This is a genomic window from Pseudomonas sp. P5_B2 (assembly GCF_056400445.1).
Genome location: NZ_JBFULH010000106.1, coordinates 1 through 12,108, shown reverse-complemented (window position 1 = coordinate 12,108; position 12,108 = coordinate 1). Strand labels below are relative to the sequence as shown.

The 12,108-nt window shown below is 58.6% G+C and carries 12 protein-coding genes and 1 pseudogene; 6 read left to right on the top strand and 7 right to left on the bottom strand.

Annotated elements, in window-relative coordinates; all coding sequences use genetic code 11:
* Positions 1-382: pseudogene (locus AC1DRJ_RS11765) on the bottom strand (GGDEF-domain containing protein); the annotation flags it as partial.
* Between the two features lie 823 nt (positions 383-1,205).
* Between AC1DRJ_RS11765 and AC1DRJ_RS11760 the strand changes: the two are divergent.
* Positions 1,206-1,574: a DUF6124 family protein gene (locus AC1DRJ_RS11760; protein WP_477802291.1), complete on the top strand. Its 369-nt coding sequence runs from the start codon at positions 1,206-1,208 to the stop codon at positions 1,572-1,574.
* Between the two features lie 237 nt (positions 1,575-1,811).
* Here AC1DRJ_RS11760 and AC1DRJ_RS11755 read toward each other — a convergent pair whose 3' ends face one another.
* The 3 genes from AC1DRJ_RS11755 to AC1DRJ_RS11745 all read right to left on the bottom strand — a co-directional run bounded on the left by AC1DRJ_RS11755 (position 1,812) and on the right by AC1DRJ_RS11745 (position 3,594).
* The gene (locus AC1DRJ_RS11755) at positions 1,812-2,408 is read right to left on the bottom strand and encodes a superoxide dismutase (RefSeq protein WP_477802290.1); all 597 of its coding nucleotides are present in this window, start codon (positions 2,406-2,408) and stop codon (positions 1,812-1,814) included.
* A 176-nt stretch (positions 2,409-2,584) separates the two neighbouring features.
* The gene (locus AC1DRJ_RS11750) at positions 2,585-3,187 is read right to left on the bottom strand and encodes a LysE/ArgO family amino acid transporter (RefSeq protein WP_477802289.1); all 603 of its coding nucleotides are present in this window, start codon (positions 3,185-3,187) and stop codon (positions 2,585-2,587) included.
* A gap of 5 nt (positions 3,188-3,192) precedes the next feature.
* Positions 3,193-3,594, bottom strand: a complete 402-nt coding sequence (locus tag AC1DRJ_RS11745) for an ACT domain-containing protein (RefSeq protein WP_477802288.1) — start codon at positions 3,592-3,594, stop codon at positions 3,193-3,195.
* 96 nt (positions 3,595-3,690) lie between these two features.
* Between AC1DRJ_RS11745 and AC1DRJ_RS11740 the strand changes: the two genes are divergently transcribed.
* The 4 genes from AC1DRJ_RS11740 (at position 3,691) to AC1DRJ_RS11725 (ending at position 7,798) form a co-directional block, all read left to right on the top strand.
* A complete protein-coding gene (locus AC1DRJ_RS11740) occupies positions 3,691-4,590 on the top strand; it encodes a LysR family transcriptional regulator ArgP (protein WP_477802287.1) in 900 nt (299 codons plus the stop codon).
* Positions 4,591-4,686: 96 nt separating this feature from the next.
* Positions 4,687-5,679, top strand: a complete 993-nt coding sequence (locus AC1DRJ_RS11735; protein WP_477802286.1) for an NAD-dependent epimerase/dehydratase family protein — start codon at positions 4,687-4,689, stop codon at positions 5,677-5,679.
* A gap of 117 nt (positions 5,680-5,796) precedes the next feature.
* Positions 5,797-6,672: an ATPase gene (locus AC1DRJ_RS11730; protein WP_477802285.1), complete on the top strand. Its 876-nt coding sequence runs from the start codon at positions 5,797-5,799 to the stop codon at positions 6,670-6,672.
* A gap of 277 nt (positions 6,673-6,949) precedes the next feature.
* A complete protein-coding gene (locus AC1DRJ_RS11725) occupies positions 6,950-7,798 on the top strand; it encodes a cache domain-containing protein (RefSeq protein WP_477802284.1) in 849 nt (282 codons plus the stop codon).
* 122 nt (positions 7,799-7,920) lie between these two features.
* Here the strand turns inward: AC1DRJ_RS11725 and AC1DRJ_RS11720 are convergent, their stop codons facing one another.
* Positions 7,921-9,438 (bottom strand): MDR family MFS transporter, encoded by a 1,518-nt coding sequence (locus AC1DRJ_RS11720; RefSeq protein ID WP_477802283.1) that lies wholly within the window; start codon positions 9,436-9,438, stop codon positions 7,921-7,923.
* 77 nt (positions 9,439-9,515) lie between these two features.
* On the bottom strand, positions 9,516-10,709 hold the full coding sequence (gene pobA, locus AC1DRJ_RS11715; protein WP_477802282.1) for a 4-hydroxybenzoate 3-monooxygenase: 1,194 nt from the start codon (positions 10,707-10,709) through the stop codon (positions 9,516-9,518).
* A 168-nt stretch (positions 10,710-10,877) separates the two neighbouring features.
* On the opposite strand from pobA, the gene AC1DRJ_RS11710 reads away from it, so the two are divergent.
* Positions 10,878-11,774, top strand: a complete 897-nt coding sequence (locus AC1DRJ_RS11710) for a helix-turn-helix domain-containing protein (RefSeq protein WP_477802281.1) — start codon at positions 10,878-10,880, stop codon at positions 11,772-11,774.
* A gap of 9 nt (positions 11,775-11,783) precedes the next feature.
* On the opposite strand, the gene AC1DRJ_RS11705 is transcribed toward AC1DRJ_RS11710, so the two are convergent.
* Positions 11,784-11,960, bottom strand: coding sequence for a hypothetical protein (locus AC1DRJ_RS11705; RefSeq protein WP_477802280.1), 177 nt, complete (start codon positions 11,958-11,960; stop codon positions 11,784-11,786).
* Positions 11,961-12,108: the final 148 nt, after the last annotated feature.

The window sequence follows — 12,108 nt, the reverse complement described above, 5'->3', positions numbered from 1 at the left end:
CCAGTTGAGTGGTGAAGGTGCGTTCCTTGCCGAGGATCAGGTCGGTCAGCCAGCGGCTGTCTGAATGCTGCAACTCGCGGGTTTTTTGCGCGAGCATGGCTTCGTTGGGATGGCCGATTGAGGCCTGGCGCACGGCGGCGTCCTGGAACAGGCCTTCGATCACTTGCATGCCCATTTCCCGGTCAAGGCTGTAGACGGCCTGGGTCGAGGGGTCACGGAACATGTCGAGGATACGTTCGGCATCGTTGGCGACGGCCTGGCGCGTCTTGTAGGCATCGAAAACGATTTGCGCACAGCTCAAGACCACGCCGACGATCAATGCCGACAGAAGGACGACCCGGAGCAACTTCACCGACAAGCTGTTTTTGAGTTCCAGCTTCAAAGGGGGATTCCTTGTTCCGTGCGGGTAGCATCAAGTCGCCATGAGTATTGGCAATCCCGTGATGGCAGTCAAAGGGACAATCGAGCACAGGGGGTTTTGCCTGTGGGCTTGGCCGATATGCTGTTGTCTGGGGTATTTGTCCTATTAGTACTGTTTCGGTTGCGGGGGCCTTCAACTTGAGGGGGATTGGATAATTTTTCCTTACGGGGTTGATGGTAGTCGGCTATGGCGTTGGGGCAAGGGGGTTAAGGCTGGTTTCATCGTCAGAAATTGTCCTGTCTTCTGTGGATATACGCATTCCAAATGTGGGGGGCTTGCTCGCGAAGGCTACATCACAACCAACCAATCCCTGCCAGATGTCCCCAATCCAATTGTAGGAGTGAGCCTGCTCGCGATGGCGGCCTGACAGGCGACAAATTTCATCTGCCGCCCCATGACTGATCGTTCCCCCTCACCCGCGGGGGAATGCCGCCGGGGACGCTCCGCGTTCCATTTTTGTGTTGAAAGATGTGTAAAAAACACAGAGATTTCCCACGCTTTTTTCAGGTTGCCTGGTAGGAAGCCCTGTCACTAATCTCTGGCGGTCGATGAAATCTCAGCGACCGGGTGTGAGAGCCTGGCAACTTATGGTCATCCAGTGTCTGTACACGCATAATCGCCGCCAGCTTATTTGCTGCCGGTAAATGCGTTATGGCGGCTGTGTGCGGGCGGACTTCGGTCCGGCCGGGTGTCCATAACCGGTCTTCTCACCTCGCACATAGCTGCCACCTCTTCGCCGTGTGAGAAGCGGCAAGTGGAGGCTCCAACGCTGGAGAAATTTTCAATGGATAAATTGATTCCCGATCCACCCACCACACCCGAAGATGAAGCCAAAGACTTACGCGTAGAGACGTTGCTCAAAGACCGCGAAGCCATAAAGCGCGCCCTCGACTACTACCTCGATCCCCCGTCCCAATACACCGAAAAACCCCACCGCCCCAGCACGATGTACATGATCGCCCCGAACATGGACACCGAAAGTCTTCTGGTTCAAGCCTGCGAATCACTGGCCTCCGCGAGCGTCATGACCAGCGATTTCGCCACGAACCTGATCGGCCCGCAGCGCAATACGGTGTTGGCGATCCAGCAGATCATCATGTTGGCTGAGCTGGCGGTGAACCGAGCCTTGGATAACGTTGATCCGCAGACGTAGGTACTCATTCAGGTAAACCGCGTTATCGTTCTTCGCGAGCAAGCCCGCTCCCACATTTAACCGAGATCCTGCATGAGAATGCGGTCGAATGTGGGAGCGGGCATGCTCCGGGCGGCGTCCGACGAAGACGGCCGGGCAGTCGACTCAATTCTGGAAGTAGCACAGCGCTCTCAAATATTTCAAAACGCCATAAAAAAACCCGGCATAAAAGCCGGGTTTTTTTGTCTGGCATCGAGCTTAAGCAGTGAAGGTTTTGCCTTCGAATTGCTCAGCCACGAATTTCCAGTTGACCAGGTTCCAGAACGCTTCAACGTACTTCGGACGCAGGTTGCGGTAGTCGATGTAGTAAGCGTGTTCCCAGACGTCGCAGGTCAGCAGCGGGGTGTCGCCGCTGGTCAGCGGGTTGCCGGCGCCGATGGTGCTGGCCAGGCCCAGGGAGCCGTCAGCTTTCTTCACCAGCCAGCCCCAACCGGAACCGAAGGTGCCGATGGACGTCTTGCTGAACTCTTCCTTGAACTTGTCGAACGAACCGAAGGCTGCGTTGATGGCATCAGCCAGCGCGCCGGTTGGTTGACCGCCGGCGTTTGGCGCCAGGCAGTTCCAGTAGAAGGTGTGGTTCCAGACCTGAGCGGCGTTGTTGAAGATACCGCCCGAGGAAGATTTAACGATTTCTTCCAGGGTCTTGCCTTCGAACTCGGTGCCTGGCACCAGGTTGTTCAGGTTCACGACATAGGTGTTGTGGTGCTTGTCGTGGTGGTATTCCAGAGTTTCCTTGGAAATGTGCGGCTGCAGGGCGTCGTGTGCGTAAGGCAGCGGCGGCAATTCGAAAGCCATGATGATTCTCCTAATCAGGTCAGTTGCGGTGAGCGCAAGGCCGATCACGGGCGGCCAGACAAGCGCCGGGGAGTTTGTACTCTTTGCGGCGCAGGGAATCGGATCATAGCACCGGGGGTGCGGCATAACCACGCAACAACTGTGTGGAATAGAGGTTCCAGAGCCATTTGGAATAATTAAGGGGCGACGATTAATTGAAAGGCCACGGCAAACATCATCACCGCCACCAGCAGGTCAAGAATTCTCCAGGTGCTCGGCCGCGCAAGCCAAGGCGCCAACCACGCCGCGCCCAGCGCCAGGGTGAAAAACCACAACAACGACRCACTCGCCGCCCCCACGACATAAGCCCCAGGCTCGGTTTGTTGCGCACCAAGGGAGCCAATCAGCAAAACCGTGTCCAGATAAACGTGTGGATTGAGCAATGTCACCGCCAAAGCGCTGAGCATTACCGCCCGCAGTGAGCGAACGGTCTGGTTTTCACCCTGTTGCAGGCTCTGTTTCGAACAAGCCCTGCGCAGTGCCTGGCTGCCATACCAAATCAAAAACACCGCGCCGCCCCAACGGGCAACCGCCAGCAACGTCGGGTTATGCGCCAATACCGTTGCGAGGCCAAACACGCCGGCGGCGACCAACAATGCATCGCACACCACGCACAACGCCGCCACCGGCAGGTGATGTTCACGACGAAGACTTTGCGCCAGCACAAATGCATTCTGCGTGCCGATCGCCATGATCAACCCGGCGGCCACCAACAGGCCGTTCACATAGCTTTGCCACATAAGGTTTACTCCGCGTTGGCTGCCAGGTCCCGCAGTACTAGCACTGCGCGTTCAGCGTCGGCCTGCCCGACAAACAGGTGATCGTGGTAGTACCCGGCGACCACGTTGCAGCTGACGCCGGCCTTGCCTAACGCGGTGGCGAAAGCGGCGGTCAGGCCGACGGCTTCCAGCGCCGAGTGAACATTCAAGGTGATCCAGGCCGCGACGTAATCGAAGCTGAAACCGGCCTGTTCGGCGTGGGAACGTTCCAGAATCACGGTCAGGCCTTCCTGCTCGCGAAAGCTGCCGACAATCTCAAGTCCCGCTGGCAGCTTTCCGTCACGCAAAGTGCAGAACACGTATTCGCCCGCATTGAGTTGTGGGCTCATGCTGCGCAGCAGGGTTGCCAATGATGTTTCGCCAGCCATGTCGGTATTCCTTGTTCAAGAGAGCTTGTTGGGCATTGTCTGCTGTTAACCTGTATAAGAAAAACCAATCATGCTGATCGCTCATTAGGAAAACTGATGTTCGACTATAAATTACTGTCTGCCTTGGCTGCGGTAGTGGAACAAGCCGGTTTCGAACGGGCCGCGCAGGTGCTCGGCTTGTCGCAGTCGGCGATCTCCCAGCGCATCAAACTGCTGGAAGCGCGGGTCGGCCAACCGGTGCTGGTGCGGGTAACGCCCCCAGCGCCAACGGAAATTGGCCGGCGCCTGCTAAACCATGTGCAGCAGGTGCGTTTGCTGGAGCGCGACTTGCAGTCCCTGGTGCCGGCGCTGGATGAAGAGGGCCTGCCGGAGCGCCTGCGTATCGCGTTGAATGCCGACAGCTTGGCCACGTGGTGGGCGCCAGCGGTGGGCGACTTTTGCGCCGAACAACACCTGCTGCTCGATATGGTGGTCGAAGACCAGACCGTCGGCCTTAAACGTATGCGTGCCGGTGAAGTGGCGGCCTGTTTGTGCGCCAGTGAGCGCCCAGTGGCCGGTGCCCGCAGCGTTCTATTGGGGGCCATGCGCTATCGGGCGTTGGCCAGTCCGGCGTTCATCGCGCGCCATTTCCCCGAAGGCGTTCGCGCCGACCGACTGGCGAAAACCCCGGCGCTGGTCTTTGGCCCGGACGATTTCCTGCAGCATCGCTACCTTGCTTCGCTGGGGGTGGATGGCGGATTCGAACACCACTTATGCCCCTCGTCTGAAGGCTTCATTCGTTTGACCGAGGCCGGTCTCGGCTGGGGGCTGGTCCCGGAATTACAGGTGTGCGAGCAACTGGAACGGGGTGTTTTGAGGGAGCTTTTGCCAGATAAGCCCATCGATGTGCCGCTGTACTGGCATCATTGGCGCAATGGCGGTCAACTTCTGGGGTTGTTGACCGACCAATTGGTGCTTTCGTCGAAGCAATGGCTGGTGCCCTGGAAGCAGCCATAAGCGTCAAGCTGCAGGCGGCAAGTGAAGCGCTTGCGGATCGTTTTTTACTTGCAGCTTGTGGCTTGAAGCTCACTGCTGCATTTGTTGGAGCACTACATGAAAATTCTGGTCACCGGCGCAAGCGGCTTCATTGGCGGACGCTTTGCGCGTTTCGCCCTGGAGCAGGGCCTGGACGTACGGGTCAACGGTCGCCGGGCCGAAAGCGTAGAACACCTGGTGCGCCGTGGCGCCGAGTTTATTCAGGGCGACTTGAGCGACCCGGAACTGGCGCGCGACCTGTGTTCAGACGTCGAAGCCGTGGTTCATTGCGCGGGGGCAGTGGGGTTGTGGGGGCGCTATCAGGACTTTCATCAAGGCAACGTCCAGGTCACCGAAAACGTGGTCGAGGCGTGTCTGAAGCAGCGCGTTCGTCGGTTGGTGCACTTGTCCTCGCCGTCGATCTACTTCGATGGCCGCGATCACTTGGGGTTGACTGAAGAACAAGTGCCCAAGCGTTTCAAGCATCCTTACGCGGCGACCAAATTCCTGGCCGAGCAAAAGGTCTTCGGCGCCCAGGAGTTCGGCCTCGAAACCCTGGCCCTGCGCCCGCGTTTCGTCACGGGCGCGGGTGACATGAGCATTTTCCCGCGCCTGCTGAAAATGCAGCGCAAAGGACGCTTGGCGATCATCGGTAACGGCCTGAACAAGGTCGATTTCACCAGCGTGCAAAACCTCAACGAAGCGTTGCTCAGCAGTTTGCTCGCCAGCGGCTCAGCCTTGGGCAAGGCCTACAACATCAGTAACGGAACGCCGGTTCCATTGTGGGATGTGGTCAATTACGTCATGCGCAACATGCAAGTCCCACAAGTGACTCGCTACCGTTCCTACGGTTTGGGCTACACCGCCGCCGCGCTCAATGAAGGGGTGTGCAAGCTTTGGCCGGGGCGTCCGGAGCCGACTTTGTCGCGACTGGGCATGCAGGTCATGAACAAAAACTTCACCCTGGACATCAGCCGCGCCCGGCATTATCTGGACTACGATCCGAAAGTCAGCCTCTGGGCCGCCCTCGATGAATTTTGCAGTTGGTGGAAGGCTCAGGACATCCGCTGACCTGCCAGCCCGCCCGTCAGCACTGAACCGAGTTGGGTGTAGAGAGTCAATCGGTGCGGCAGTGGGGGTTATACTCGCCGCATAAAGCCATCACCTCGTTCTACAAAGGTTGATTCAATGTCCATGCGTAACGATGCCAACGACGATTTCGATATACCGAGTCTGCGTGCTGACAGCCTCGACGATGATGATTATCCACCCACCGCTCGCACTCGCGTGCATTCGCGTCCGGCGCCGGTAGTTAACGTCAAAAGCGCCAGCACCGGCCCGTTGTGGGCGTTGGTCGGCGCGTTGTTTTTTGCGTTTGCCGGCCTCGGCTGGTGGAGTTTTCAGCAGATCTCGCTGATGGAACAACAACTGGTGGCAACCCAGGAGAGTTTCGCGCGTATCAGTGAGGAAGCCGCGGGGCGCTTGCAGGACATTTCCGGTAAGGTCGTCGCCAGCCAGACGAACGTCACCAGTGACAGCGAAGCGCTGAAACTGCAAATCAAAGACCTGGAGTCCAAACTGCTGGATCAAGGCAAACAGCAGCAAGGCGTTGTCGGTCAGGCCTCCGATCTGGACAAGCGTCTGGCGCAGATGACGGCACAAACCAGTGAATTGGATAAACGACTGGCGCAACTCACTACCCAGGACACAGAACACCAAACGGCCAATACGCAATTGCAGGCGCAGGTCAAAGCGTTGAGCGCTGAACTGACCGCCCTGAAAAGCATGCCGGACGACAGCAGCAAATTCGACGCGCAGCTCAAAACCCTGGGCGCCGACATTGCCGCGCTGAAAAAACAAGGCAACCCAAGCGCCGCTATCGAGCGTCTGGAAGAGGAGATAATTGTGCTCAAAAGCGTGCAGGATAACCGTCCGGCCGTTGCGCAAGGTTCCACCAATACTGCCGAGTTCGACGCGTTTCGCGGCCAGGTCACCCGCAACATCAACACCCTTCAGGCGCAAATCCAGAATCTGCAGCAACAACTTCGCGCCCGGGGACAATAATCTGGCCGATTAACACCTGTGGCATGCAAACTTGTGGCGAGGGGGGCTTGCCTGTGGCGAGGGGGCTTGCCCCCGTTGGGTGGCGAAGCCACCCCAAAACCATCCACTGAGGTCTGCCAGATAGTTCGCGTCGTCTGATTCGCGACTGCTGCGCAGTCGAACGGGGGCAAGCCCCCTCGCCACACGAAACATCGTTTGCCACAGTGTTGGTGAATATTCGTAGATGTCCCATGGCCGTCTACGCTCTTGAAACACTTACAAGATTGAGGGTTGCACTATGGGGGTTTTGCATAAATTGGCATTACTGGGCGGGATGCTACTCCTGTGCCTCGGACAGGCTCACGCCGCCGACACGGAAAAGGAAGACAGTCAGGCCGCGAAGGCCTTGCTGGAGAAGGCCCTGGCCTACTACCACGACAATGGCGACAAGGCCTTCGCGGCATTCAGCCGTCAAGGCGAGTTTGTCGACCAGAATCGCTACGTCTTTGTGGTCGACACCAAAGGCGTGATGCTCGCCAGCGGCGGGCCGTCTGCCGCGTTGATCGGGCGTGATGTCACCGAAACTCTCGGGCCGGACTTGCAGAAAGCCTTCAAGGACGCGGTAAACGTGCCTGAGAGCAATGGCATCCAGGAGGCGGAATACCGCTGGCAGAACTGGGAAGACGGCAAAGTCGAGCGCAAACATGTGTACTTCCAGCGCGTCGGTCAGCGGATTCTGGCGGTCGGCTACTACCTGCCACGGGCGTCTGCGGAGCAGGCCATGGCGCTGCTGAACAAAGCCGCGACCGATCTGGCCAAGGACGAGAAGGGCACACTGACCGCGATCAACTCCCTCAAGGGCGGTTACTTGCAGGATGACCTGTATGTATTCGTCGTCGACCTGAACACCCAGCGTTACGTGGCCCACGGCACCAACCTGCGGCTGGTCAACACCGACTTTGGCGCGATCAAGGACCCAGAAGGCAATCCGGTGGGCGAGCCGATCCTGGCGTTGATGGCCAAGAAGGATTATGGCGATTACAAGTACCGCTGGAAAAACCCGGTGACCAACAAGATTGAAGACAAGCATGCCTACCTGAAAAAGGTCGGGCATTTCCTGGTGGCTGTGGGGTATTACAGCCCTTGAATATCGGTGACTGAGAGGCCGCTTTCGCGAGCAAGCCCGCTCCCACATTAGACCGAGTTGTTCATGCGAACGCGGTCACTGTGGGAGCGGGCTTGCTCGCGAATGCAGGCGACTCGGTCCAACTACCGAACCTTGTCCTCCCGCCCCCGCAACAACATATTCGGCATGGCAACCGCCGCCGCCAACCCCAGCAGCGACACCGCCGCGCTGACCATCAGCAAATGCCTGAACGTCAGCAACAACTCGGCGCGCAAGGCGTCTTGTGCATCCCCCGGTGCGGCGTTCAAGCCGTCGAGCAGCACATTGCCCGAACTGCCCTCGGTGATCAGCGACGAACCGGCCATGTCGGCAAAGTTCGAGTCCTGCAACAACGCCAGCAGCAGTGCCGACATTAACGCCACCCCCACCGCGCCGCCCAGCGAGCGAAACAGGTTGGTGGTGCTGGTCGCTACGCCGATATCACGCTGCTCCACCGAGTTCTGCGTGCCGACCAATGACGTCGGGAATTGCATGCCGCCAGCGATCCCGCACAACAACATGAACAGGCTACTGAGCCAAAAAGCCTGCGGCGGGCTGAACGCCATGCCCAAAATCGAGATCGGCATCAGCGCGGCACCGGTCAGAATCATCGGTTTGTAGCGACCGGTCACCGAGGTCCGGCGGCCGGCAAAGTACGCACCGATCGGCAAACCCATAGCCAGCGGCAACAGGTGCAGCGCGGCGCTGTCGGCTCCGGCACCGGTGACGCTCTGGAAGCGCAACGGCATCAGCACGATCAGTGAAATCGCCTGGAAGCTGGTGAAGAACATCGTGCACCAGCACAGGATCGCGTTGCGGTTGGCGAACAAATGCATCGGCAGCAACGGTTCCCGCGCTCGTCGTTCATGCCACACGAACACCCCAAGCACCAGCACGGCACAGGCAAACAGCCCCAGCACTTCGGTGCTGCGCCACGAATGACCTTGACCGACCTGAGTGATGCCCAGCAACAACGCGGTCAAACCAATGATCATCAGCAACGTGCCGAGGTAGTCGATGATCGGCTTGCGCTGCGGTACCGGCAGCCCGACCAGGGTGCGATTGGCCACCAACCAGGCCCCAACGCCCAGCGGCAGATTGATCAAAAACACCCAACGCCAGGACAAGTACTCGGTCATGTAGCCGCCCAACACCGGGCCGGCGACGCTGGCCACGGCGTACATGCTGCTGAAATACCCTTGATAACGACCGCGCTCCCGGGGCGGGACGATGTCACCGATGATCGCCTGACTGACCGAAATCATCCCACCCGCGCCGATGCCTTGAATGATCCGCGCCAGAACCAATTGCTCCATGCTCTGCGCCATGCCGCAGAACAACGAGGCGAGAGTGAACAACCCCATGCCGAACAGCATCAACTTGCGCCGACCATACAAATCGCCGAGCTTGCCGTAGATCGGCACCGCCACCGTCATTGCCACCATGTACCCGGAAATCACCCAGGCCAGCAGGCTGACGTCCTTGAATTGGGCAGAAATCGCCGGCATCGAGACGGCGACGATGGTCTGGTCCAGTGCGCCGAGAAAGATCACCAGCATCAGGGCAATCAGCACGCTGCGAATGGCCGGTTTGGGGATGTCAGGCTGGTTGAGAGTGGTCACGGTAAAACCTGCGGGCAGTGAGGGGCCCGCAAGGTGCAAGGCGAGCGGGGTGCTCGCCAGTTTAAGTCGATAGGAAGCTATTCGATAGCCTCATACGGAAGCCCGACGTAATTTTCTGCAATAGTTGTCCGGCCGGCTTCAGAGCTGACAAAGTAGTCCAGTTCCGACTCGCTGATGCGCTGACTGAAGGCGTCATGGTCGTCGAAGCGGTGCAACATCGAGGTCATCCACCAAGAAAAACGCTCGGCTTTCCACACCCGGCGCAGGCAGATTTCGGAGTACTTCTCCAGCAAGTCCACACGTCCTTCCTGGTAAACCTTCAACAGAATATTGAACAGGGTGCTGACGTCACTGGCGGCCAGGTTCAGGCCTTTGGCGCCGGTGGGTGGAACGATGTGCGCTGCGTCACCGACCAGGAACATCCGTCCGAACTGCATCGGTTCCACAACAAAGCTGCGCAACGGTGCGATGCTTTTTTCGATGGACGGGCCGGTCACCAGTTTATCGGCCAAGGCTTGCGGCAGACGCAATTTCAGTTCATCCCAGAAGCGCTGATCAGACCACTCCTGCACCTGATCCTCGGCCGGCACCTGGATGTAATAACGGGTACGGGTTGCCGAACGCATGCTGCACAGGGCAAAACCGCGCTCGTGGCGGGCGTAGACCAGCTCTTCGTGCACTGGCGGCGTGTCGGCGAGAATGCCGAGCCAGCCGAACGGGTAGACCCGCTCGAAGACCTTTAGGCATTCCTCCGGGATCGATTGGCGCGCCACACCGTGGAAGCCATCGCACCCTGCGATGTAGTCGCAATCGAGGCGGTACGTCTCGCCATCCTTCTCAAATGTCACAAAAGGTTCTGCGGTTTTCATCCCGTGCGGCATGACGTTGACCGCGCCGTAAATCGTCTGCGCACCGGCCTCCCGACGAGCGGCCATCAGGTCTCGGGTGACCTCGGTCTGGCCATACACCATCACGGTTTTGCCATCGGTCAATGCCTGCAGATCGATGTGCACCTGACGGCCATCGAGGGCCAGTTCGAAGCCGGTGTGCACCAGTCCTTCGGCATCCATGCGCTGGCCCACCCCGGCCTGACGCAGCAGCTCTACCATGCCTTGTTCAAGGACGCCGGCGCGGATTCGCCCGAGAATATAATCCGGAGTCTGGCGTTCTAGAATGAGGGTGTCGATGCCGGCGTTGTGCAGCAATTGGCCGAGCAGTAAGCCGGAGGGGCCGGCGCCAATGATGGCGATTTGTGTCTTCAGTGTTTTCATTGTTATTTTGACTCGCAAGCTCCACGCGACCACGGCCGGTGAATTATTTTTATGGATCGAGTGCTTGCATTTTTCTCTTGCGAGTCTGTCAATTGAAGGGGAAAACTGAGCCGATACCTGTACATTCTGCCAATCAGTGCGATTATCGCCCGTAACCCCGAGGCCTTGATGAACAAGCCTGACCTGCCTTCGATTCCAGTGTTCAAGCTGTACGGTGAAAGCCTGGACTGGCCGACCCCGGACTTGCTGCACTGTGAAACCATTTCCAAACGCAGCCGCGAACACCAGTGGGAAATCAAACCCCACCGACATGCCGATCTGTGCCAGTTGCTTTTTGTCTTCAAAGGTCAGGCAGAGCTAGAAATCGAAGGGAAACGCACGCAGCTGACCGAACCCACGATCCTGATCCTGCCGCCGTTGTCGGTGCATGGTTATCGCTTTTCCGAGGACATCGAAGGGTTTGTATTGACCCTGGCCGCGCCGCTGGTTGCCCATCTGCAGGCGCAACTGGGCAACTCGGTGAATGCGCTGGCCCAGGCCGAAAGCTACCCGGCGGGCAAGGACGGCGGCTACCTCAACAGCCTGTTTTCAGCGCTGCAAGACGAATACACCGGTCACCAACCGGCGCGTGAAATGCTCATGCATTCACTGGTCAGCGTGATCATGGTCTGGGTCAGCCGCCAGGTAATCACCCGCCGCAACGCCAGCCAGCGTCCGCAGCGCGCCCGGGAATACCTCAACGGGTTTATTCAACTGGTGGAAGAGACGTACCGCCAGCACGTCAAGGTCGAAGACCTGGCGCATCGGCTGGGGATTTCCGTGTCCCACCTCAACGGCACCTGCCGTGAGCTGGCGGGACAACCGGCGTTGCAGATCATGCACGAACGGCAATTGCTGGAGGCCAAGCGATTGCTGACCTACACCAGCATGACGATTTACGAAATGTCCGACGTGTTGGGGTTTTCCGATCCGACCAATTTCACGCGCCTGTTCCGGCGTCGAGTGGGGATTTCGCCCAAGGCGTTTCGCGACCGCTTGAAGGCCGATCAGGACAACGAGGCCTGATCCTCTTCGTCACCGCAGGGCGTTGAGGGTCGCGTTGTGGGGGATGCATTGCTCGGAATTGCAGCTCGCAGATTCACGGGGCAGTTGGCGTGCCTGTTCAACTCGCCATGCCGCAGTGCCATACAGCGCCAGCGTCACCGCGCAGGTGATGAAAATGGTGAGATATCTTCTTGTTTTGATGTTCATGGCGTGGACCTCTGAACGAAATACCCTTGGGTATTACTTTGAGCGTAGGTCAACGCCAGCGAGTTGCCACTAAAGCGGCATCGCATGTACCCCGATATTCAGAACACTTATGACCCCCCTATAGGAGTGAGCCTGCTCGCGATGGCGG

What these genes read in the sequence shown, in the direction of transcription:
- AC1DRJ_RS11725 (WP_477802284.1), top strand. Translation starts at nt 6,950, where the DNA reads ATGGGGGTTTTGCATAAATTGGCATTACTGGGCGGGATGCTACTCCTG.
- AC1DRJ_RS11740 (WP_477802287.1), top strand. Translation starts at nt 3,691, where the DNA reads ATGTTCGACTATAAATTACTGTCTGCCTTGGCTGCGGTAGTGGAACAA.
- AC1DRJ_RS11755 (WP_477802290.1), bottom strand. Translation starts at nt 2,408, where the DNA reads ATGGCTTTCGAATTGCCGCCGCTGCCTTACGCACACGACGCCCTGCAG.
- AC1DRJ_RS11705 (WP_477802280.1), bottom strand. Translation starts at nt 11,960, where the DNA reads ATGAACATCAAAACAAGAAGATATCTCACCATTTTCATCACCTGCGCG.
- AC1DRJ_RS11730 (WP_477802285.1), top strand. Translation starts at nt 5,797, where the DNA reads ATGTCCATGCGTAACGATGCCAACGACGATTTCGATATACCGAGTCTG.
- AC1DRJ_RS11745 (WP_477802288.1), bottom strand. Translation starts at nt 3,594, where the DNA reads ATGGCTGGCGAAACATCATTGGCAACCCTGCTGCGCAGCATGAGCCCA.
- AC1DRJ_RS11735 (WP_477802286.1), top strand. Translation starts at nt 4,687, where the DNA reads ATGAAAATTCTGGTCACCGGCGCAAGCGGCTTCATTGGCGGACGCTTT.
- AC1DRJ_RS11760 (WP_477802291.1), top strand. Translation starts at nt 1,206, where the DNA reads ATGGATAAATTGATTCCCGATCCACCCACCACACCCGAAGATGAAGCC.
- AC1DRJ_RS11710 (WP_477802281.1), top strand. Translation starts at nt 10,878, where the DNA reads ATGAACAAGCCTGACCTGCCTTCGATTCCAGTGTTCAAGCTGTACGGT.
- pobA (WP_477802282.1), bottom strand. Translation starts at nt 10,709, where the DNA reads ATGAAAACACTGAAGACACAAATCGCCATCATTGGCGCCGGCCCCTCC.